Below are 23,199 nucleotides of genomic sequence, written 5' to 3'. Positions count from 1 at the left end.
AGAAGGAAAGAGTTGGTGCAGAATATGTCATCTATTTCAAAACTATTGGCACTTCGTTCCGTGTACAAGGATTATTTCGATATTGGGGCAGCGGTTAATCTGACGACGATTGAATCCCAGAAGGAACTTCTTACTGCCCACTACAACAGCGTTACCGCCGAGAATGATATGAAATTCGAGAGCGTGCATCCTTCCGAAGAGGCTTATACGTTCGAAGCAGCGGACAAGATCGCCGACTTTGCGGCGGCAAACGGCATGAAGCTGCGCGGGCATACGTTGGTGTGGCACAATCAGACCCCTGATTGGGTATTCCAAAACGCGAATGGGGCGCCAGTCGATAGAGAAACGCTGCTTGCCCGGATGAAAAGCCATATCGATACCGTTGTTGGCCGCTATAAAGGTATCGTTTATTGCTGGGATGTTGTGAATGAAGTGATTGAGGATAAAAGCGGTGTCTGGCTCCGGGAGTCCAAATGGCTGAATCTGGCCGGAGAAGATTTTATCGCGAAAGCTTTCGAATATGCGCATGCCGCCGACCCGAAAGCGCTTCTCTTCTACAATGACTACAACGAGTGCAACCCGGAGAAGCGGGATAAAATTATCCGTCTCGTTCAATCGCTGCAGGCTAAGCAAGTGCCGATTCACGGAATCGGCCTGCAAGGACATTGGAATCTGAACGGTCCAAGCCTTGCCGAGATCCGGGAAGCCATCGAGCGTTACGCGGCAACGGGGCTTAAGCTGCAGGTCACGGAGCTGGATATTTCGGTATTCGATCATGACGATAAGCGGACGGATCTGACGGAGCCTACGGCAGACTTGCTGGAGCGGCAGGCGGAACGATACGGGCAGGTATTCGAGCTGTTCCGCGAGTACAAAGAGGCGATTACCGCCGTTACGTTCTGGGGCGCGGCCGACGATTACACCTGGCTGGATAACTTCCCGGTTCGCGGACGGAAAAATTGGCCGTTTGTGTTTGATGCCAAGCACGAGCCGAAAGCATCGTTCGGAAAAATAACCGATTGGCAGAAATAAGCGTGAACTTGAACGGAGTCCTTCGCGGGACTCCGTTCCTTATCTCAATAAACGGAAGCGGGGCAAAACGATTCATGGCACACGCATTAACGGGCAAGATCACGTACCGGAACCCGGTACTGCCGGGCTTTTATCCGGATCCAAGCGCTGTTCGGGTAGGCGAAGATTATTACATGGTGACCAGCACCTTTGAATATTTTCCGGGTGTTCCGGTATTTCGCAGCAAGGATCTGGTTCATTGGGAGCAGATTGGCCATGTGTTGACCAGGGAAAGCCAGGTGAATCTTCGGAGCCGCAACAGCTCGGAGGGCATCTACGCGCCTACGCTCCGTTATAATAATGGCGTATTTTACATGATTACAACGGATGTGTACGGGATCGGCAATTTTTATGTAACCGCAACGAATCCGGCAGGGCCATGGTCCGACCCGATTCGGATACCTTACGGCAACATCGATCCTTCGCTGTTTTTTGACGATGACGGCAAAGTATACGTATCGGCGCAGGCCGGCTTTGGCGAGACGTCCCATATTATCCAATACGAGATCGATATCCTGACGGGCGAGGCATTATCGGAGCCGGTTGTCGTATTTGAGGGTGATGAAGGGCCTTGGGTGGAAGGGCCGCATCTGTACAAAATAAACGGCTTGTATTACATGATGACCGCATCCGGCGGAACGGGGCCGATGCACAGGGAGATTATCGGCCGCGGCACCTCTCCTTACGGACCGTTCGAAATGCTGCCGCATCCGATTCTGACGCATAACGGGTTAAAGGATCATCCGATTCAATACACCGGCCATGTCGAGCTGCTCGATGACGTGCATGGCCGGTGGTGGGCGTTGTTTCTTGGCGTCCGGCCGCAAGGCGGGAAGGGCAGCGTGCTTGGCCGGGAGACGTTCCTTGCGCCCGTTCGCTGGAGTGAAGACGGCTGGCCGATGATCGACAATAACGAAGGTCATGCGGCAATGGTGATGGAAGGTCCGGCTATCCGGGAGAGTAAAGACTCCGCGGCCGGCTTGGACAATCCCGTGACCACCAAGTTTACCTCCGAAGGGCTTGGCCTCGAATGGATGTATAACCGAGTGATCCCTGGACAGGAGGAGCTGTCGTTAACGGAGAGGGAAGGCTGCCTTAGACTACGCGGCAATGCCAACGGTCTTCGCGACGGCGGAGCCCATGTATTCGTATGCCGCCGCCAGCAGCATCACCGGATGAGCATCGAGACCCGGCTGAGCTTTGCTCCGGGAAGAGAAGGCGAGCAAGCGGGGATTGCCGCCCGGCTGAGCGACAAGTCTTATTATTCGGTAGGAATAACGAAGAAAGACGGACAGACCGGCATTCTTGTAACGGCAATGGCGCAAGGAAGCGGGATGGAAGCTTTTACTCCAATTGAGGAGCAAGTTCCCGTCCGGCTATCGATCCGTTCGGACGGGAAGGAATACGAGCTGTTGTATACTTTGGGAGGTGCGTCCGCGGAGTGGGTCAGCTTGGGAGCCCTGCCGGCGGAAGCCTTGACGCCGGATGCGGACGGAGCTTTTACGGGCGTATGCCTCGGGATGTATGCGGCGGGAACGGAGGAAGGCCATTCGGCTCCAGCTTATTACGATTATTTCGAGTATCGCCCGCTTGCGGCTAACGAGTAAATGAAGACTATGCGGTGCAGAGCGGGAAGCTCTGTACCGCTTTTTTTTGTTTATGCGGCAGCTTCTTTTTTATGAGCAGACTATCAGTGCGTGTAAAATGACAATTATTTGCTTGACTTCAGTAACTGTATATAATAATATTACAGTAACAAAAGTTGTTACAGTTAATGAGCGAAAAAAGAGAATACGATAGGAGTGGAGTTTTTGGAACAGAAATACAAACCTTTATTTGAATCCTTTACTTTCCCAAGCGGCGTGGAAGTAAAGAACCGTATTGTAATGGCGCCTATGACGCACTCATCCTCGAATGACGATGGAACGGTAACGGATGCGGAGCTGGAATACTACGCCCGCCGGTCCGAAGGCGCAGGCATGGTTATTACGGCATGTATTTATGTCACGCCAAACGGCAAAGGATTTCCCGGGGAATTCGCCGGAGACAGCGATGCTATGATTCCGGGGCTTACTCGTCTTGCAGAGACGATTAAAGCCAAAGGCGCGAAAGCTATTCTCCAAATTTTCCATGGCGGCCGTCGTGTACCGCCGGCATTGGTGCCGAACGGCGATGTGGTTAGCGCAAGCGCCGTTGCGGCGACGGAAAGCCCGGATGTTGTTCCGCGCGAGCTGAAGCATGAAGAGATTGAAGCGATTATCCGCGATTTTGGCGAAACGACCCGCCGCGCGGCGCTTGCCGGCTTCGACGGAGTCGAAATTCACGGCGCGAACACTTATCTGCTGCAGCAGTTCTATTCTCCGCATTCCAACCGCAGAAACGATCAATGGGGCGGAGATATCGACCGGAGACTTACATTCCCGCTCGCCGTTGTTGATGAAGTGAAACGTGCTGCGGCTGAGCATGCCAAAGGGCCATTCTTGGTCGGATACCGATTCTCTCCGGAAGAACCGGAGACGCCGGGACTTACGATGGAGGACACCTTCCGCCTGTTGGATGAGCTTGCGCAGAAGGATTTGGATTACCTCCATGTCTCCTTGTTCGATTTCCGTTCCAAGCCGGCGCGCGGCGCGGATGATAGCAAAACAAGACTGGAATGGATCGCGGAGCGTGTAGCCGGCCGCGTACCGGTTATCGGCGTAGGGTCGATTCATTCGGCGGATGACGCCATCGAAGCTCAGCAAACGGGTATTCCGCTTGTTGCCATCGGCCGCGTGCTTCTGACGGATCCGGATTGGGTACGGAAGGTTGAAGAAGGACGCGAAGATGAGATTCAGTCCCGCTTAAGCTTAAGCTCGCAGAAGAAGCTTGTAATTCCCGACGGTTTATGGCGCATGCTGACGGCAAGAGAAGGCTGGCTGTCATTTACCGATTAATATAAATGAGGGCTGACAATGTGGCGCCAGGTGCGCTGATTGTCAGTCCTTTTTGTTTTGCATAAAATAGGCGGCAAAGGTATACTCGAATCCATAAGAGCATAATTGGAGGCCAAGCAATGACCTTTGATGAAGTATTGCGGGCGTTAGAGGGAATGGGAAGCGAGCAGACCAAGAGCACTTATGTGCGGCATGGTGCGAAGGAGCCGTTTTTTGGCGTAAAGATCGGCGACATGAAGAAGCTGGTCAAAGAGGTGAAGAAAGACCAGGAGCTGGTGTACAAGCTGTACGACTCCGGCAATCATGATGCCATGTATTTGGCGGGACTGGCCGTTAATCCGAAAACGATCGCCAAAGAGAGGCTTCGGCATTGGGTGAAGCAGGCTTATTGGTATTCGCTTGCGGAATATACGGTAGCGAATGTTACGGCGGAGAGTCCTTTCGCGCGGGAGCTTGCGTTGGAATGGTTACAGTCCCCGGAAGAGATGGTTGCGGTAGCGGGGTGGAGCGCTTATGCGAATTACGTGACGATCGCTCCGGATGAGGAACTCGATTTGACGGAACTCCGCAGGCTTTTGGAGCAGGTGCGGAAGAGCGTCCATGAGGAGCGGAACCGCGTACGGTATACGATGAATACGTTTGTTATTTGCGTAGCTTCTTACGTCGCGCCCTTGACGGAGGAGGCCAAAGCCGTTGCGGAGGCGATTGGCGCCGTAAAAGTCGATGTAGGCGATACCGCCTGCAAGGTTCCGCTCGCCTCCGACTATATCGCCAAGGTAGAAGCGAGAGGAAAGCTCGGCATCAAGAAAAAGACTTGTATTTGTTAAATGATAAAGGCTGCCCCACCAGACGGTGGAGCAGCCTTTCATTCCTTCGTTTATCCGGCGGCCTGTTGCAGGGCTGCTTTTTGGGCTGAACGATCGAGATTATAGCTGTAGGCCGTTGCGGTAAATGCAAGCAAGGCAAGCACGGCCGCTGCCCACGGAAGATAACGCAGACCATAATGGTCGGTTACGAAGGCGCCGACCGAGGAGCCAACCGCAATCCCGATATTGGCGCTGATTGGCAGCAGGGAAGAGGCGAAATCCTTGGCTTCGGGCACATATCGTTCGGTCAGATGGATGAAGTACAGCTGGCATGCCGCATTGATTGAGAACGAAATGAGAGCGATAGCCATCAAGCTGACGATGCCAAGCCAAGTGAACGATAAGGTGAAACCAAAGATGACGTAAACAACGGCATGAACCAGGAACAGCGTTTTCAGCTTTGCCATGTAAGTGCCGCTTGCGATTTTGCCGCCTAGGATGTTGCTGAGAATGGTCACGGCTCCGTATACGAGCAGGATGGTGCTGGTTCGTCCTTCCGAGATATGCATAACTTCCAGCATAAGCGGATTAATATAAGTGTAGATGACGAATATGGCCGCGACCCCGATAATCGGGATAAAGAAGGCAAGCAGCACTCTAGGGTTAGTCATCAGGCGGAGCTGGTTTTTGAGCGAGCTTTGCACCGCCGGCAAATTTCTCGGTACGATTCGGTACAGAAGCAGAATACTTATAATCCCGCAAGCCGCAACCAGCCAGAAGGCGGCAGGCCATTCGAAATGCAGGCCTACGAAGGTGCCGATCGGAACACCCAGCACGTTGGCAATGGTGAATCCGCCGATAATGTAGGAAAGCGCAAGCCCTCTCCGCTCAGGCGACACGTAATCCGTACAGATGGAGACGGCGAGAGAAACGCTAAGCCCGCAGAAGACAGCCGTTGCCATTCGGGTAAGGAACAATAGCGGATAAGAGAAGGACAATGCGCTTCCCATCGTAAACAAAACAACCAATGAAGCACCTATCAGCAAGGCGCGGCGTTTCGTGAAGAAACCGGCGGCCATCATAACAAAGGGCGTTCCGGCCGCATAAGCAATCGCAAAGCCGGAGACCATAATGCCGGTCTGCGCAACGGAGACGCCAAGGCTGCTCGCAATTGGTGTCAGCAAACCAACGATTACATATTCGGTCGTGCCCAAGATAAAGGCCAGCAGGGTAAAGGTAAAGATAAGCAGGTTTTCTTTTTTCATGTTGAAGATCCTCCAGGTTTATTGCTTGTATGTCTTCTACCAACGCTCGAAGCCAAGAAGCTTATTGCCTCTTGCTGACAGATAAGCTTGATTGGGACTAGCTTTCCAGCTGCGCAGCCTTTCCTTCAGCAGGGACCGGTTATCGGGAGCTGCCGGGAAGTAAGTCATCGGAAGCCAGCTGTAATCCGGCATGGCATCCAGGTCAATACGGCATTCTTCCGCGTTGTATATAAATAAATCGCCGATATTTGCAATGCTCCATTGCTTTACCGGTACCTGAACCGATTGCTGCAAGCATATTCCGCCTTTGACGGTCGCGGGTTCGCCAGGGCACAGATGCGCCCAAAGCGCGGTCGTCCCGAGTATCTCGCTAAAGGCCTCGTAAACAGGCTCATGCATACGTATATCCCATAAATATTGATGATGGATGTCGTAAGGCTGGTCAAAGGGAAGCTCCTTCACCCACAGAAGATAACGCAGCGCATAAAAATGCGTTACTGCCCTTGGGAATAAAGCAAAGCCATACTGCTTCCAGCATTCCATCTCGCGCATACCCTCACCTCATTTTGGCTCTCTTTCCTACAGTCAAAGCTTAATGGAAGGCTCAAGCAGCGGCAATGAAGCATCTTGCCGGATATGTTTGCGATGTGATATATCTTGCTGTATAGATAAAAGATATTTGGAAAAGAGGGAGTAGGGATGACGGCTTCCGCTGCCGGAGAGGAAATACAAAGTCATCTGCTGTACGCCGGAAAAGTAAGCGATACGCCCAACTGGAATTTTCCGAGCCATAAGCATGATGATTTGCATGAAATTATCGTCGTATGCGGCGGCGAAGGGATGTTTACGATTGGAGGACAATCGTATAGCGTAAGCGGGGGAGACATTCTGGTCTACAATAAAGGGGTTCTGCATGAAGAGCAGTCCTTAATCGATAATCCGTTAATCACTTATTACTGCGGATTTTCGCTGCCTAAGGCAAGCCCTTCCGAGGATTGGGTCATCCCGCCTGGCGTCGAGCCCGTGATCCGGTCCAGCCGCGCGTTTTCGGAAATTGAGGCTTTGATGAGGATGATTGTTGATGAATCCTCCATCAAGGAAGAAGGATACGAGGGGATCAGCCGTTATTTGATTAATTCCGTTATTTTGCTGCTCAGAAGAGCGGTAAGGAATCAGCAGCAAATTAAGCAGGAATCCAATACCGGACTGGCTGAGCAGATCAAGGATTATATCGACAGGAATTATACGCAAAATATAAGCCTCAAAGATTTGGGGCGGCAATTCCACGTGAATCCTTATTATATTTCCCATGTATTTAAAGATCATTATCGGATTTCCCCGATTAACTATGCCATTCACCGCCGGATTGGAGAGGCGACCAGGCTGCTCGTCACAACGGAGATGAAGGTATGGGAAGTGGCGAAGCTTCTCGGCTACGACAATCCGAATTATTTTTCGATTATTTTCCGCCGGGTCACGGGTTTGTCGCCCAACCGGTTCCGGGAGAGCAATCAGCAAAATTTGTTTCCCCGCTAAAAAGCTTTCCAAGCAAAAAAGCGGCAGCTTATGGCCATTTAGCCATTAAGCTGCCGCTTGTGCGTATTTGCAATTATGATGTCAGAGCTTCTGCGTCTGCTTCGGTTGTTGCGGCATCCTCGCGGACAAGCTTCAGGAACTCGCGCATAAAGCCGGGAAGATCCGGCCAGGCATGGCCGGTTACAAGCTTGCCGTCCACATGAAGCGTTTCGTCCGCATAGCAGGCGCCAAGGCGCTCAACTTCAAGGCGCGAAGCGTTGTAAGCCGTCATGGTACGGCCGTTGAAATAGCTGTAATCGGGCAGCGACAGGAATACCTGCGCCCCATGGCAGATCGCGCCAATCGGCTTGTCGGCATCGATAAAATGCTGCAGAATGCGAGGCAGCTCCGCGTTGCCGCGAATATATTCCGGCGCTCTTCCCCCGGGAATAATAATCGCAGCGTATTCGGAAGGGTCAACATCGGCGAAGCCCAAATGGGACTGCAGCTGATGAGCCGGCTTTTCCGTATACGTGTCCCAGCCCTCGATAAAGTCATGGCAGACGGTATGTAAGGTTTTTTGCGTCGGGGAAGCGATAACAGCCTCGTAGCCTTCCTCCAGCAGTCGGTAATAAGGATAATACACTTCCAACACTTCCGCGGCATCGCCAGTCACGATAAGCACTTTGTTCGACATAGGATCACTCCTTAAAAGAATTGTGAAGCAATTCTTACTTCGAAAGCATGGGCTTAAAAGAATTGTGAAGCAATTCTTACTTCGAAAGCATGGGCTTAAAGAATGGTGAAGCAATTCTTACTTCGCAAGCATTCGCTTAAAGAATCGTGATGATGAATACACAGCTATTATGCCCTTCACTATTGGGACAGTCAATATTTTCCTTTTCTTGTCTCGAAAAATCGTTCGTTTCTACTAGAATCAAAGCTTGAAGTGCGTGAAATTACCTATACAATAAATAAGAATAGCCATACTGCCGAATTGCATATTTGCTATATTTAAAGGAAGGAAGCTGGGGGTGCGTCATCATGAGAACGGGCTTTTCCAATCCAATGACCAAGCTAAGCGTGAAGCAGCAGCTGCTGCTCTTGTTCCTGCTTATGGTCAGCCCGATATTCATTCTTCACAGCTACGGAAATTCGGAGGCCGAACAGATACTCAAACGCCACGTAACGAATGCCTACGCTGAACTGAACAAACAGAACCATACGCTGATCGACCGGGATATCGATACCGTCAACAAAATCACAACGACGATTATCCAGAACCCCACGGCTCAGCAGCTAGTCCCCGATGACGATGAAACCGTCATTGAACGCGTCCGGAAATACGAGAAAATGGATGCTTTGCTGGCAGGCTATTCAACCGCCTTAAACGGCGGGGAGGCTGTTTATTACAGCCTGTATATCTATGATCCTAATAACTATTATTTTTTTGCGCCTAAAGTTCAGATGATCCAGAGCGGCGTATATTTCTTCTCCGACGCCAATAAGCCGAAATGGTTTGATAAAGCGGTAGGGCTGAAGGGTCAAGGCTTTATGGAGATTATCGAAAATAACGATATGCTCGTCAAGAAACGTACTTTGGCTTATATCCGGGCGGTAAATACCGTTAGTCAGGGGCACAGCGTCATCGGCGTGCTCATCGCAACCAACATGGATAAGAAGCTTGCCGAATCCATGCAGTCGGTATCCTTGCCCGGCGGAGAAATCTTTTTCACGGATAAGCAGAATTATATTCTGGCCTCCACAAGTCCGAAGACGATGGGCTCCACGGTTGAGCTTCCTGTAACCGCTTCCGGCGAAGCGGAAAGCCTGAATAAACCGATTATGACCTCGGAGTACATTTATATGGCCAGCGACAACGAGCTGCTGCAGCAGCGGCTGATCTACAAAATCCCGATCAAATCGCTCCTACAGCAGCAAAATGAAGTGAAGCGGGTTATCCAGCTGATATCGGTGGCTTACATCCTGTTCGGGTGTATCGTCATTTTCTATTTCTGGCGTTCGCTAATGACGCCTTTGCAGAGACTGGCAACGTTTGTCCGCCGTTACGAGCCTGGCAAGAGAGTGCCGGAGACGCCTGGCAAAGGCAGAAACGACGAGGTGGGAGTATTGATTGGAGCTCTGTACGATATGGCCCGCCGGCTTAATGGACTTATTCACGACAAATACCAGATGGAGATCAAGCAGCGGGAAAGCCAGCTTCAAATTTTGTATCAACAGATTAATCCTCATCTACTCTACAACACGCTTGAAAGCATTTATTGGAAAAGCTCGCTCGAAGGCAATTCCGAATCGGCGGAAATGATCAAGGAGCTGTCGAAGCTGATGAAGATCAGCTTAAGCCGCGGCCGGGAGCTGATTACGCTGGCGGAGGAGCTGGAGCATGCGGCTGCTTACGTGAAGCTGCAGCAGAAGCGTTACGACTATGACTTCCGGGTCATCTGGGCGGTACCGGAGGAGATGATGAATCATCTCATTCCGAAGGTAACGCTGCAGCCGTTGATCGAGAATGCTATCATCCACGGCGTCAAGAACATGGGGGAAGACGGCGAGATTCATATTAACGCGGAATACGAAGGCGACAAGCTGCTGATCCGCGTGGAGGACAACGGTTATAAAGAGGTGGATCATAAAGCGATTGAGTCTCTGCTGAACGAACCGGCCGCACAATCGTCCTCCGGATACGGCGTCAAAAACATCCATCAGCGGCTTCAGCTGCATTTCGGCAATGTCTACGGCATTCAGTACAAAAAAAGAAACGGCGGCGGAACGATCGTTACGATCCAGCTTCCGGCAGTCGGCGAAAGGAAGGAACTAGGCGATGTATAACATACTGGTGGTGGACGACGAACCGCTTATTTGCAAAGGTCTAAGCAGCGTACTGGCTTCTTCCGGCATTGATATTTCCGCCATTCACATGGCTCATAACGGTTACGAGGCGCTTGACGTCCTGCGGACCGACGATATTGATCTGCTCGTTACCGATATTCAGATGGGGACGATGAACGGCATCGAGCTGATGCAGCAGGCGAAATTAATTAAGCCATGGGTGCAGACGATTATTATTTCGGCCCACGAGACGTTTCATTATGCCCAGATGGCGATCCGTCTCGGAGCTAAGGACTATTTGATCAAGCCGCTGAACAACGAGCAGTTTTTGGATTCCGTGCGCAACGTATTGCTAAAGCTCCATAAGCCCGAACCCGCCGAACAAGAGGAGCTGATCGCGGGCATGCAGGAGCATTTCCATATGGATGAGCTGAATCCGCAATCCGTGGATTGGCTTAATCAACTCGTGAGCAGTCAGCCATCGCTTAAAGTACAGGATATCGTTCGAATTTTGAAGGAGAAGCACGGGATCCGGCTCGAGGGTCCTTATTTCTCCATGATCCGCATCCGGCTTAATCTTGCGGACCGTAACCGCGAGTTATCGAAGACGGATGAAAGACTGCTCCGTTATGCCGCGCTTAATATCGTAAACGAGCTCTTTGACGAGCATTGGAATAATACCGCCTTTTACGCTTCGGAGCGGGAAATCAATATTATTTTGCAATGGAATGAGACGTTGTATGGGGAGACGGCATCTTCCGGCATTATGAACGAGCTGGATATGATCGGCCGCAGCCTGCATTTCAACATCCAGAAGTTTCTGGGAATCACAAGCGTAATCGGAATCAGCCAGATTCTGAAGGGGATCGAATTTATTGACGTGCTTCACGATCAGGTGATCAAAGCGCTCAGCTGCAATGACCGCCATAAGGACCACTATGTGTTCTATTACGGGGATTTCAACTGGAACCAATATTCCCAGCGCCCAACCGAAGAAGAGTTCACCGCCCAGACCAGCCTGATTGTCGAGAAAGCGATGGAGTACATTAACCAGAATTTCGCGCAGAAGGGCTTAACCCTGCATGAAGTCGCGCAGAACAACCATGTCAGCCCGAACTACCTCAGCTATCTGTTCAAGAAGGAGACGGGTTATAACCTGTGGGAATACGTCGTTAAGCTGCGGATGGAGGAGAGCAAGCGGCTTCTTCTTCATACGGACATGAGACGTTACGAGATTTCGGAGAAGGTGGGGTACGAATCGCCGGAGCATTTCAGCAAAATTTTTAAAAAGTATTACGGCATGAGTCCGAGCGAGCTAAAGAAGTAGAATTACTCATCATTGCCTTGGATACGCACATTACCTCGGGAGGCTCCTTTTTTTACAATAAGGATAGAGGATTGTTAAAGAAAAGAGGGAGACTTGTATGGAGCAACACGCTGTCGCAAACGCGCCTCTCGAGCGTAAAGGCCGATTTGCCGTATTTTTGAGGAAGCATTTCTGGGGACTACTGTTCCTGCTTCCCGCCTTTATTATTTTTATCTTGTTTCTATGGGTCCCGATCTTCAAAGGATTCATCTACAGCTTCTACCACATTGACTTTGTAAAAGGGAACAGCTTCGTTGGATTCGACAACTATAAAGTCGCGCTTCACGATAAAGACGCCTGGACGGCGGTGAAAAACACCGTTTATTATATGTTCCTTTGTCTTGTGATTGGCTTCTGGATTCCGATCGTGTTCGCCATTGCGATTTCCGAGCTTCGCCGGTTCCAAGGCGTTGTCCGCGTAGCCGCTTATCTGCCGAATATAATTCCGGTAGTCGTATTGTACGGATTATGGCGCTGGTTCTATGACCCTGTCGGCCCGATCAACGGCGTGATTACAGGCTGGTTTGGCGCCGATGAACCGGTATCCTTTATGACGGATACCAAATGGTCGATGATCTCCCTTGTTATTATGGAATCATGGCAGCAATTCGGATCGGCGATGCTTATCTATTTGGCCGCCGTGCTCAGCATTCCGCGCGACTGGTACGAAGCGGCGGAAATCGACGGGGCAGGCGTATGGAACCGGATCCGGCATATCACGCTGCCTTCAATTAAAGGCTTGCTCGGCTTGCTTCTCATTCTGCAGCTGATCGGCACCTCGCAGGGTTACCAATCCCAGCTTGCGATGCTCGACGGCGGACCTAACAATGCTACGTTGACATACGCGCTGCTTATCGTGAAATACGCCTTTAACCAGCAAAATTACGGGGTTGCGGCCGCGCTTGGCGTTCTGATGTTTATCGTGCTGGGCTTGCTCGCCATCGTTCAATACAGGCTTCAAGGCAAGGAGGGAGACGTACGATGAAACAGATGGACAGAGGTATACTCTCTTCGTTTGACCTGAAGAAGAAGCCTATCTTGATCGGTTATTCGATCATGGTGCTTATTCTGGTCGTCATGTCCTGTTCGATGATTTATCCGATACTGACGACATTCTTTAACGGCCTCAAAACCAATGTGGAAGTCAACTCTTTCCCGCCGAGGTTCCTGCCAAGCGAATGGCATTTCGACAACTTTAACAAAGGCTGGAATTTTATCGATCTGCCCGAATTTCTAAGAAACACGCTGTATATTTTCGGAGGCAACCTGGTCATTACCGTCGGCGTTCTTGGCCTTGCATCTTTCAGCTTGTCGAGGCTGAACGTGCCTAAGCGCAAAGCGGTCTATTTCTTCTTTATGATGACCTTGTTTATTCCGCCAACAACGTATATCATTCCGAACTTCGTGAACCTGAAGGATCTTGGCCTCATGAACTCGTTTGCGGCCTTCTGGCTGCCGGCAGGCGCAAATGCCTTCTTCCTGCTGCTGCTCAAAAACTTCTTCGACGAGATTCATTACGAAATTTTCGAAGCGGCTCGTATTGACGGCGCTTCCGACTGGAGAAGCTTTGCGCAGATTGCATTGCCGCTGTCGGTACCGATCTTCTCGACGCTTGCGATCTTTATTTTCTCGTCTTCCTGGAACGACTGGTTCTGGCCATCGCTCATCATGCATAATGACAGCCATTATCCGCTGGCGACGGCGATCTACAAATACGTTATTAACGCCAAAGGCCTGGCGCTTAATATCCGGTTTGCGATTCTGACCATGGTTATGCTTCCGCCAATCGTCGTGTTCCTGATCTTCCAAAAGTACATCATGCGCGGATTGCATCTGGGCGGCGTGAAAGGGTAGTATTCAAATCGTAATCGTGCACATGATCGGAATAGGAATACACCTCGCAGGCGCCTGCACCTCTCCACTATGATGAAGGTGTAACAAATAAACGAACTCGAGAAGGGGAGTTACAATGAGAAAGAGCGTCTTTACGACAGTAGCTGCGGTATTACTTTGTTCGACTCTTGCTGCCTGCGGCGGCAACAACAATACGTCGAACAACGGCAACAAGCCGGCTGAAAGCGCGAATGCAAGCGCAAGCACTGACACGGCAACAGCCACTCCACAACCATCTGAGGATATCACGCAAAAGAAAATTAAAATCAGCATTTATTATCCGCTTCCTGACCAAGTCGAAAACCGCAAGCTGGAAGACGACAAGATCGCACGCTTCAACAAGGTGTATCCTAACGTAGAGATCGTGAAGAGCGACTGGCATTACGCTCCTAACGAAATCGGAATCAAAATGGCTGCCAACGAAGCGCCAACCTTCTTCAACACTTACGCAACCGAAGCGAAGTTCCTCGTTGAAAAAGGCTGGGCAGCCGATATTACGGACCTGTACAACAGCTATGAGTTCAAGGATCAAATCAACCCGGTTCTTCAAAACCAATTCATCATTGACGGCAAAGTATACGGTATCGCTCAAAAAGGTTATGTAACAACTACGGTTGTTAACAAAAAAATGCTGGATGACAAAGGCGTAGCCGTACCTTCGTACGACTGGACTTGGGATGACATGGTGAATACCGCTAAAGGCGTTGCCGATGCGAAGAAAGGGATCGCGGGTATCGCTCCAATGGGTAAAGGCAACGAAGCAGGCTGGAACTGGACCAACTTCCTGTTCGAGGCAGGCGGCGAGATTCAAAACATTGCGGACGGCAAAGTAACGGCGGCATTCAACTCCGAAGCCGGCAAGAAAGCTCTCGACTTCTATAACAAGCTGAGATGGGACGCGGACGTTATTCCGAAAGACTGGGCACTTGGCTGGGGCGACGCCGTAGGCGCGTTTGGTCAAGGACGTACGGGCATGGTTATCGCCGGCGCGGAAGGCGTACTGGAGCAAGCGCTGAACCAAGGCGGCATGAAGATCGAAGATGTATTGACTTATCCAATGCCAGCAGCCGAAAAAGGCGGCAAACATACAGGCGTATTGGGCGGCGACTATCTCGTCATCAACCCTAACGCTACGAAAGACGAGCAAGAAATGGCGTTCCGTTACATCACGTTCGACTACTTCACCGAAGACTATCTGACTTCGATCGAAAAAGACATTCAAGCTCGCAAAACGGAAGGCAAATACTTCATTCCGCCGCACATTAACTACTTCAGCCCGGATTCGGAGTATGGCAAAAAAGTTCAAGCGATCTTCGACAAGTACGACAACGTATACAAATACAACGCGGAATCCAATGCTCTGCTCGACGGCAAGCCTGAGGCTCAGTACAACACGCAAGAATACTACGGCTCTATGACGAACGTATTGCAAGAAGTATTCTCGAAAAAAGGTACCGACACGCAAGCTCAGCTCGACGCGGCAGCGAAAGAAATGCAAACGAAGTATTACGACGCAATCAAGCCATAAGAAGGACGGGATTTTCTCCTTCGGTCTAACCCTATAAGCGGCCGTGCAGATGAATTTGAATCTGCACGGCCGTTTTTATTTGACCGTTGACATATTCAATATATCGTTTATATTGTGAAGGTAAACGTATGAAGCTGGCAGCCAAAAGGATAGGGGAGATAACATGGATCGTTATAGACCAAGGTATCATTTTACGGCACCTCGCAACTGGATGAATGACCCGAATGGACCGTTTCAGTTAAACGGCGAGTATCATTTGTTTTACCAGCATAACCCGTCAAAGCCCGAGTGGGGCGATATTCATTGGGGGCATGCCACAAGTCCGGATCTGGTGAATTGGACGCATCTGCCCGTTGGAATGGCTCCCTCTTATGAGCATGGCGAAGCTCACTGCTTCTCCGGATGCTCCGTAGTCCATGACGGCGAAGTGACTTTGTTCTATACAAGCATTGGCGAGGGGGAACGGAATGCGGCTACCGGAGCACAGCAATGGATGGCTCGCGGGACGGATTTGCGTACCTGGCGGAAACCGGACATTAACCCGGTTCTAACCCTGGAACTTCATGGAGACCTTGAGATTCGGGACTGGCGGGATCCTTACGTCTGGAAGACGGAAGACGGCTGGCGAATGATTCTTGGCGGAATCCATGAGGAAAAAGGCTGTGCGTTTATATACAACTCCGAGGATTTGGAGAAATGGAGTTTCCAAGGTATTTTTTATGAGGGCGAAGAATGGATCTGGGAATGTCCGCATTTGTTCCGTTTCGGCGATAAAGCGGTATTGTTCTATTCGCCAAGCGGTCCGGTTCGTTATCTTTCCGGTACGATCAGCGGGGATAAGCTTATCGATGTGCAAAAGCACGGCACCGTAGACCATGGCGGCTGGGAAGGCTATTATGCTTCAACCGGATTCGTAGACGAGAACGGCCGCCGCATTGTGCATGGCTGGATCCCGGAAGGCAGCAGAGGCGAGGAATTTCCCGAGAACCTGGACTGGGCCGGGGCTCTGGCGCTGCCGCGTGTCGTAGATCTTAAGCCAAGCGGCGCGCTTTCCATGTCCCCGGTACCTGAGGTGGAGACGCTGCGAGGCGTGAATTACAGCTTTAAAGATATAGCAATCGGACAAACGCCAGTTCTATCGGGAGTACAATCGACCTCCTTCGAATGTTTGCTCGAAATCGACAGGAAGTCGATTGAAGCAGCAGGTCTGACCGTTTCCTTATTCGCATCCGACTGCGGCAAGGAGCATACCGATGTATGCCTCAACTTGGCTTCCCATACGATTACGATCGACCGGTCGAATTCAAGCCTGCTTCCAAAGGTACATAAAACGCCGGTTCAAGGTGAACTGCCGGCTGCAGACGGCACGGAGCTTATCAAGCTTCGTATTTTCGCGGACCAATCCATTGTGGAAGTGTTTGTGGATGACGAGACCTGCCTAACGGCCAGAGTTTATCCGTCATTGGAAAACAGTAGCGGCATCCAGCTCCGAACAGACAGCGGTGAAGCCGAGGTTTCCAGTCTTCAGATTTGGGAGATGAAGGCTGCGGGAATCAAATAGAAGATAACAATAATAAGAGCATCGCGGGTGCTCTTTTTGACTTTCAGCACCAAGCTCATCATGATATTCTTTAAATAATATCGATCATGCAAAGAGGCAGGTTGAATGAAATGAAGATTGGCTGTTTACATGCTCATTATTCCAATATTGAATATATTGAAGCTTCAATTGGTTCGAAGGCTGATCAGATCAAATGGATCACTCAATCAGGAGTAGACGCGATTCTCATTACTTGCACCGGCTACATTGCTATACTTGAAGAAGTTGAGACTATGACTAATCTGCCATGAAATATGTAAAATAACGCAGCCGCAAATTCTTCTGTTCACGAATCCCGCAACTGTTGAAGGTACGATGAAGCGGCTGAAGAATTTTGCTTCATCGCATGGTTACCAGCTTCCGGACATTGAAGTCAGAGTGATTGAGAACGCGTTCCAGCTTATTATGCAGGGACAGAAACGACGAAGTCTTCAAGTATATCGAGAAACTGCTCCAATCGGAACAGGATAAGAAAATAGCCGTTGCTCAGCTCTCGATGGTCAAAGCAGTTGAAAAGGTGGCACTGGAATTTAATATTTCCATCTCCAATCCATTAGCGCCATTGGAAGGCTATGTTTCAAGAAAGGACAGGAGCAACTAAATAAAAAAAGCTGGGCGAAATTAATCGCCCAGCTTTTCTAGTTATTTTAAAAAGGTAGTCGGTAGAGGAAAGGGGTATCTCCTAAAGAGTGTAACGTCCGCCTTTGCCACTTGTGAAATATACATATAACGATTAATTCGAAATTTCACAATGGCAACAGCGGCTTTAGGAGATATCCCGTCCGCCTGAGCGATACCTTAATTTCTTATTTCCCGTTCCAGGACGCCTCGATTTCCTCCAGCGACTTGCCTTTCGTCTCCGGTACAACGCGCATCGTAAACAGGAACGTAATCAGCGACATGGCGCCAAAGATCCAGAACGTTACGGATGGTCCTGCCGATTCAAGCATTGGCGGGAACGACTGGGATACGACGTAGTCGGCGATCCACAGCGCCATCGATGCGATTGCGGTAGCCCGGCCGCGGACGCGGTTCGGGAAGATCTCGCTCAGAACGACCCATACAACAGGTCCAAGCGACACGGCAAATGCCGCAACATAGATCAGGATAAAGATCAGCACAAGCGAGCCGGTCGTATGGCCGGTATGGAATGCGATGCCGATAACCGCCAGACAGATCGTCATGACGGACGAACCAACAAGCAGCAATACTTTGCGGCCGACTTTATCAATCAGCCAGATGGCCAGAATCGTAAACAGGAAGTTAACGAGTCCAATCAGGATCGTTTGCAGCAGGGACGAATCCGTGCCGGAGCCCATCGACTTGAAGATTTCCGGCGCGTAGTACATAACCGCATTAATGCCGGTAACTTGCTGAAGAACGGCAAGCACGACGCCAACGATCAATGCAAGGCGGATGCCCGGGCGGAAAATCTCTTTGAGCGAGCTGCCTTTTTCCTCAGCGAAAGAGGCTTTAATATCGAGAACCTCTTGCCTTGCCTCTTCTTCGCCATGGATGCGAAGAAGGATATGGAGAGCTTGCTCCGCCCGACCTTGCTTAATTAGCCATCGTGGGCTTTCAGGCACAAGGAAGAGCAGAATGAAGAAAATAACGCCTGGCACAACGCCTACGCCAAACATCCAGCGCCATGCGTTTGCAATATCCCAAGCATCGTCGCCATAGCCGGCAATACCCGAGTTGACGAAGTAAACAAGGAAGATCCCCGTAACCGTTGCGAATTGGTTCAAGGCAACGAGACGGCCGCGGTATTTAGCCGGAGCAATCTCCGCGTTATACAGCGGGCAAAGCGTGGACGTAATCCCGATCCCAAGACCGCCGATCATGCGGGCAACGATGTACATCGAGAACGTATCCGGAATCGCGGAGCCAATCGAGCCGATAATGAACAGGGCTGCTGCCGCGATAAGTACTTTTTTACGGCCGAAACGGTCGCTTAGCACGCCGGAGAATCCCGCGCCAACAATACATCCGATGATAAGCGAGGATACGGCCCAGCCGACGGCCACCTCGTTTAAGTCAAAACGGTCTTGCATAAATCCGATTGCTCCCGATACGACAGCGGTATCGAAGCCGAATAATAAACCGCCGAGAGCGGCAATCATCGAAACGAGCGTAACAAACTTCATGCTTTTGCCATCGGCATTTGCAGTTAAGCTGCTCATTTTATTTATTCCCCTTCCATATGTGACTGATTGAATGGTTGCGTTTATTGAAACGAGTCTCATTATAACACCGGAATGGAGAGGGTTAGCGGACATTCGTCAGCACTTATTTGTGTAGTTCCAGCATGGAAAAGCCGCCTTGTCCGCTATAAAGGAGAGCGCTTGAAGCGAATAGCATTTTATTAGTTTGCCAAAACAAAAAAGTCCATGCTGCCCTGGCATGAACTTCCTGCATATCCTGATCATTTCGCTTGACTGCGGTATTCGGTCGGGGTAAGCCCGGTCACCCGCTTGAATACCCGGCTGAAATAATTCGGGTCCTTATAACCAACCTCGAAGCATACTTCCTTCAACGCCAGCTCATCGGCCGACGAGATCAGCTGCTTGGCTTTCTCGATCCGAAGCCCCGTCAAATAATCGATAAACGTGGCTCCAACCTGCTGCTTGAACACTTTGCTGAAGTAGTGGGGATTCAGATGGACATGTTCGGCTGTCTCCTCGAGCGACAATTCCTCCGTAAAATGAAGCCCTATGTATTGCTTAGCCTTATCCATTACGTTAATCGTCTGCTGCTCCCGCTGCTCCCGAATCCGCTGCAAGGCGGAGATGACATAGGAGCGCTGATCCTCCGGATCGGAGTGTTCGCCCGAAGAAGCTGGAGCAGCAGCCGCTGCGGCAACGGTTACCCCCGTTCCTTGTACCACACCTTCGAAATCGCGGACCTCGCCGAGATGCCGGTCAACGTCAGAAGCGAATACAGCCTCGAAATACGATTTGCGCCAGCCTCCAGCGCCCGATTGGACCGATCCGATTCCTATCGTAACCGGCAGCTGGAATTGCCTTTCGGCCAGACTGCACAGCTTCTCTCCAAACATCTTGATTTCGGCTTTCCAGGCATGATCTTTCGTATCATTCCGAATAAAAATAGCCATATGCAAGTCGATCAAGGAGCTGACAATACAGGAAATCCCGTAAGTCTTGGCGAAGCTGCGGAACGTTTCGTACAGCTTTTTCTTATCCAGCGTATAAATCTGCTTAGGGAAGGCCGCAACAACCGCGCAGCCCTCATCAAGCGGGAAGCTTAGCCAGTCGGACAGCTTCTCTTCATCCGCATCCAACACCTGATCGACCATAAGCAGGAGGGACAGCTCGTTTTCCACCAGCGGCTGCAGTTGAGATACTCTATCCCGCAAATGCAGCTCCTCGGTCCGTTTGGATTTCTCGCGTTCCAGCTCCTCAATGAGCTGGTTCAAGATCGACGAGATCTGCTCGCGTCCGGCAGGCTTGACGATATATTCTTTTACGCCTAGGGACACCGCTTCTTTGGCATAGGCAAAAAAGTCATAAGCCGTCACCAGAATAAACTTGGTGTCCGGAAGGCGCGATTTTATTTCCCGGATGGCTTGCAGACCTTGAATACCGGGCATATTAATATCCATCATAATGATATGGGGGCGGAATTCCTCTGCCTGTTCAATGGCTCTTCGGCCATTATCGGCAAACTCGATCTGGAACCTGTCCGGCAGCATGCGGTGAATGAGATGCTCCAGCCCTTCGCGTTCCAGCGCTTCGTCATCGGCGATCAATAGACGGTACATCGTGATCCGGTCCTCCTTTCTGCTCTTCGCCCGGTGGATAAGGCAGGAGGAGAATAACCGAGGTTCCCCGTCCTGGCTCGCTTTCGATCCTTACGACATCTTGCCGGTTATAGAAAAGCCTCAGCCGCTTAATTACATTTCGCGTGCCAAAGCCCATCGAATTTTTTTTCGCGGGAGCGGGTTGGACGGGCTCTTGCAAGGCAAGAAGCGCGTCGCGATCCTCTATCGTCATTCCGGCTCCGTTGTCCCTAATGACTATTTTAACGTTTTCGCCGGACCGCTCGATAACAAGCTGAATCATTCCGCCTGACTCCATCCGTTCCACGCCGTGCACAAAAGCGTTCTCCACAAGCGGCTGTACCGTCAGAGCGGGAATCAACATATCCAGCACGGATTCGTCGATCTGTTGTCCGATTTCTACGCGGTTGCGGAACCGGGCTTGTTGAATCGTGAAGTACTCTTGAACATGCTTAAGCTCGTCACCAAGCGTAACCGGACGGTCCAGCTGGCTTAAGTTGTAACGGATCAGCTTGGACATCGACACAATAAGGTCGCTTGTCTGATCGGCCCCTTCAAGCAGCGCCAGCTTGGACAGCACATTTAGCGTATTGAACAAAAAATGCGGGTTGATCTGGCTTTGAAGGGCTTGAAGCTCCAGTTCTTTCACCAGACGCTCCGATTCCATGCGTTCTTTATCCCGGCCCATCAAGTCATTCAAATCCTTGATCATATGGCGGAACGCTTCCGACAGGATGCCAAGCTCGTCATTCGAGCGTTCGGGAAGATAAGCGGTATCGAGCTGCCCTTTGGACAGATGCTGCGCCGTTTGCACGAGACGGTCCACCGGCTCCGTAATGCTTCTGGATATCCATAACGCAAGAACGATACTCAGCAGCGTATTGATGATGAATACGGCAGGACCAAGCCAGTCCATTCGTACGATTTCCAATTGGATGCTCCGGTATACCGGCTCGTAAGCGCTAAGCTCCAGGTCAATGAGACGGCGTTCTTCCTCTCTTATAAAAGAGCTCGTCCGCTCCGTATCTTCATAGTAATCCAGCGCCTCGTTCGGAGCGGCAGACTTTTCAGCCGCTTGTATTTGCTCTGCGAGCGTCTGAAGCATATGAATATATCCCCGCAGAACACCGGCGATGTCGGATTCCGTCCGCTGGCTTGCCAGCTGCCCGCTGATTTGCGCGAGTTCCGCCTGTTGCTGCTGAAGCGAAGCCCGGTTGTTGCCTTCGGGGTTCAGCAGATACGCGTACAAGGCCCGCACATTCTCATCGGCCGTTTGCGCCGACCGGGTATACAGCAGCATGCGGTCCATCATCGTATTGTAGCTGTGCTGCACCGTTTTGGAGCTTTCGAACAGGAAGAACGTGACGCCGTTTGTCAGGAGCACCAGCAGCGGGATAAAGAGCAGCAGCTTCCTTCGAAGTGTCATGGGGAGGGAACCTCCTTATCCGTAATGACGGAAATCGGAGTATACTGCTTCGAAGAAACGGTTTGTCCCTGAAAATATTGATTCAGCAGCGACATCGCTTCATAGCCCATTTGGGAGGGCTGCTGCACAATCGAAGCTTCGATCTGCTTCTTCTTGATAGCGGTTAGAGTATCCTCCAGGTCATCGAAAGCAAAGATAGTAACCCCGCCGGGCTTAACGCGGGCAACGGCTTCCGCCATGCCAATACCGTCAAGGGAGCTGAAGCCGACCATATAATCGATCTCCGGATGCTCCTTCAGCATTAACTCAGCCTGCTGCGCGGCTTGAAGCCTGGATATATTCGAAGCGCGTACTTCCGCAATGGAGAGCCCCTTATTAGCGTTAATGACCGACTGGAATCCTTCCAGTCGGAGCCGCTGATTGGCGGCCTCCTTGCTGCCTACAAGAACGCCAATGACGCCGCTTGGTTCCTTCGGTCCGTCTTCCGCAATAAGGCGTCCCATTTCTTGACCAGCATAAGCGTTATTGGTGCCGACATAAGCGAGGCGCTTGCTGCCGGGTTCATCCGTGTCGACGGTAACCACCGGAATCCCAAGCTTGTTCGCTTTTTCGATTAACGCCTTATCTTGCTCGGTTCCGATCCCCTGCAAAATAATCCCGTCCATCTTGGAGGCAATCGCCTTCTCCAGCAGCTTCATCTGCTCCTCCGCGTTAATGCGGAACGGTCCCATGTATTGCAGCTCCATCCGGTATTGACCGGCAGCTTTGAGCGCCCCCTGTTCGACGGATCGCCAGAACGGATTGTCCAGCTCTTGCGAGATTAGGGCGATCTGCCGCTTGGTTTGATCTTGATCGCTTGCCTCCAGCGGGGTTACAAGGCCTCTAATCCGTACGGTAGACCAATAAAACTGGACTAGTACATAGGCAAAAATAATAAGTAACAGAAGGACGCCGATGTTCCATCTTCTTCGGTTGGCCATATGGCTTCTTAAGCTCTCCTCGGGTGTCTGAATAATAGCCACATTATACATGAACGGACATTAAAGCCAAAATTAATCTAAATTCAATGTTCATGTTAGCAGGGGATTCCGGCATTTTGTGGAATTGATTTGAGTAGCGATCACTTTGACTTCGAAAAGGTGGA

Annotated in this window: 18 protein-coding genes and 1 pseudogene; 12 read left to right on the top strand and 7 right to left on the bottom strand. The window is 50.8% G+C overall.

The window, feature by feature from the left end; genetic code table 11:
- The first annotated feature begins 24 nt into the window (after nt 1–24).
- The 4 genes from CFI03_RS12840 (at nt 25) to CFI03_RS12825 (ending at nt 4,834) form a co-directional block, all read left to right on the top strand.
- Nucleotides 25–1,032, top strand: a complete 1,008-nt coding sequence (locus CFI03_RS12840) for an endo-1,4-beta-xylanase (protein WP_116393976.1) — start codon at nt 25–27, stop codon at nt 1,030–1,032.
- A 74-nt stretch (nt 1,033–1,106) separates the two neighbouring features.
- Nucleotides 1,107–2,678 (top strand): glycoside hydrolase family 43 protein, encoded by a 1,572-nt coding sequence (locus tag CFI03_RS12835; RefSeq protein ID WP_116393939.1) that lies wholly within the window; start codon nt 1,107–1,109, stop codon nt 2,676–2,678.
- A gap of 204 nt (nt 2,679–2,882) precedes the next feature.
- Nucleotides 2,883–4,007, top strand: coding sequence for an NADH-dependent flavin oxidoreductase (locus CFI03_RS12830; RefSeq protein ID WP_116393938.1), 1,125 nt, complete (start codon nt 2,883–2,885; stop codon nt 4,005–4,007).
- Between the two features lie 119 nt (nt 4,008–4,126).
- Nucleotides 4,127–4,834 carry a DNA alkylation repair protein gene (locus CFI03_RS12825; protein WP_116393937.1) on the top strand — a complete coding sequence of 236 codons (708 nt, stop codon included), beginning with the start codon at nt 4,127–4,129 and terminating at the stop codon, nt 4,832–4,834.
- 50 nt (nt 4,835–4,884) lie between these two features.
- Here CFI03_RS12825 and CFI03_RS12820 read toward each other — a convergent pair whose 3' ends face one another.
- Entirely contained in the window at nt 4,885–6,078 is a 1,194-nt protein-coding gene (locus CFI03_RS12820; protein WP_116393936.1) for an MFS transporter, read from the bottom strand.
- Nucleotides 6,079–6,114: 36 nt separating this feature from the next.
- Entirely contained in the window at nt 6,115–6,630 is a 516-nt protein-coding gene (locus CFI03_RS12815; RefSeq protein ID WP_116393935.1) for a hypothetical protein, read from the bottom strand.
- A gap of 147 nt (nt 6,631–6,777) precedes the next feature.
- Here CFI03_RS12815 and CFI03_RS12810 point away from each other — a divergent pair, with 147 nt between their 5' ends.
- Nucleotides 6,778–7,614 (top strand): AraC family transcriptional regulator, encoded by an 837-nt coding sequence (locus CFI03_RS12810; RefSeq protein WP_116393934.1) that lies wholly within the window; start codon nt 6,778–6,780, stop codon nt 7,612–7,614.
- 73 nt (nt 7,615–7,687) lie between these two features.
- Here CFI03_RS12810 and CFI03_RS12805 read toward each other — a convergent pair whose 3' ends face one another.
- Nucleotides 7,688–8,290: a DJ-1/PfpI family protein gene (locus tag CFI03_RS12805; protein WP_116393933.1), complete on the bottom strand. Its 603-nt coding sequence runs from the start codon at nt 8,288–8,290 to the stop codon at nt 7,688–7,690.
- Between the two features lie 347 nt (nt 8,291–8,637).
- On the opposite strand from CFI03_RS12805, the gene CFI03_RS12800 reads away from it, so the two are divergent.
- From CFI03_RS12800 to CFI03_RS12770, 7 genes and pseudogenes are all read left to right on the top strand, one after another.
- Nucleotides 8,638–10,443, top strand: coding sequence for a cache domain-containing sensor histidine kinase (locus CFI03_RS12800; RefSeq protein WP_116393932.1), 1,806 nt, complete (start codon nt 8,638–8,640; stop codon nt 10,441–10,443).
- Nucleotides 10,436–11,770 (top strand): response regulator, encoded by a 1,335-nt coding sequence (locus CFI03_RS12795; protein WP_116393931.1) that lies wholly within the window; start codon nt 10,436–10,438, stop codon nt 11,768–11,770. The genes CFI03_RS12800 and CFI03_RS12795 overlap by 8 nt, the downstream gene beginning before the upstream one ends.
- A gap of 97 nt (nt 11,771–11,867) precedes the next feature.
- Nucleotides 11,868–12,794, top strand: a complete 927-nt coding sequence (locus CFI03_RS12790) for a carbohydrate ABC transporter permease (protein WP_015842957.1) — start codon at nt 11,868–11,870, stop codon at nt 12,792–12,794.
- Nucleotides 12,791–13,663, top strand: a complete 873-nt coding sequence (locus CFI03_RS12785; protein WP_116393930.1) for a carbohydrate ABC transporter permease — start codon at nt 12,791–12,793, stop codon at nt 13,661–13,663. The genes CFI03_RS12790 and CFI03_RS12785 overlap by 4 nt, the downstream gene beginning before the upstream one ends.
- A 115-nt stretch (nt 13,664–13,778) precedes the next feature.
- Nucleotides 13,779–15,230 (top strand): ABC transporter substrate-binding protein, encoded by a 1,452-nt coding sequence (locus CFI03_RS12780; protein ID WP_116393929.1) that lies wholly within the window; start codon nt 13,779–13,781, stop codon nt 15,228–15,230.
- A 163-nt stretch (nt 15,231–15,393) separates the two neighbouring features.
- Nucleotides 15,394–16,791 carry a glycoside hydrolase family 32 protein gene (locus CFI03_RS12775; protein WP_116393928.1) on the top strand — a complete coding sequence of 466 codons (1,398 nt, stop codon included), beginning with the start codon at nt 15,394–15,396 and terminating at the stop codon, nt 16,789–16,791.
- Between the two features lie 110 nt (nt 16,792–16,901).
- Nucleotides 16,902–17,431, top strand: a pseudogene (locus CFI03_RS12770) (aspartate/glutamate racemase family protein).
- Nucleotides 17,432–17,636: 205 nt separating this feature from the next.
- Here the strand turns inward: CFI03_RS12770 and CFI03_RS12765 are convergent.
- From CFI03_RS12765 to CFI03_RS12750, 4 genes are all read right to left on the bottom strand, one after another.
- Complete coding sequence (locus CFI03_RS12765; RefSeq protein ID WP_116393927.1) at nt 17,637–19,013, bottom strand: sugar porter family MFS transporter; 1,377 nt, start codon at nt 19,011–19,013, stop codon at nt 17,637–17,639.
- Between the two features lie 242 nt (nt 19,014–19,255).
- Nucleotides 19,256–20,611, bottom strand: a complete 1,356-nt coding sequence (locus tag CFI03_RS12760) for an AraC family transcriptional regulator (protein WP_116393926.1) — start codon at nt 20,609–20,611, stop codon at nt 19,256–19,258.
- Nucleotides 20,586–22,055, bottom strand: a complete 1,470-nt coding sequence (locus CFI03_RS12755; protein WP_116393925.1) for a sensor histidine kinase — start codon at nt 22,053–22,055, stop codon at nt 20,586–20,588. The genes CFI03_RS12760 and CFI03_RS12755 overlap by 26 nt, the downstream gene beginning before the upstream one ends.
- Nucleotides 22,052–23,035, bottom strand: coding sequence for a substrate-binding domain-containing protein (locus CFI03_RS12750; RefSeq protein ID WP_116393924.1), 984 nt, complete (start codon nt 23,033–23,035; stop codon nt 22,052–22,054). Before CFI03_RS12750 ends, CFI03_RS12755 begins: the two co-directional genes overlap by 4 nt.
- Nucleotides 23,036–23,199 lie beyond the last annotated feature (164 nt).

Source organism: Paenibacillus sp. ATY16 (genome assembly GCF_003399985.2).
In the GTDB taxonomy this organism is placed as follows: domain Bacteria; phylum Bacillota; class Bacilli; order Paenibacillales; family Paenibacillaceae; genus Pristimantibacillus; species Pristimantibacillus glycanilyticus.
This window is presented reverse-complemented; position numbering and strand designations above follow the sequence as displayed.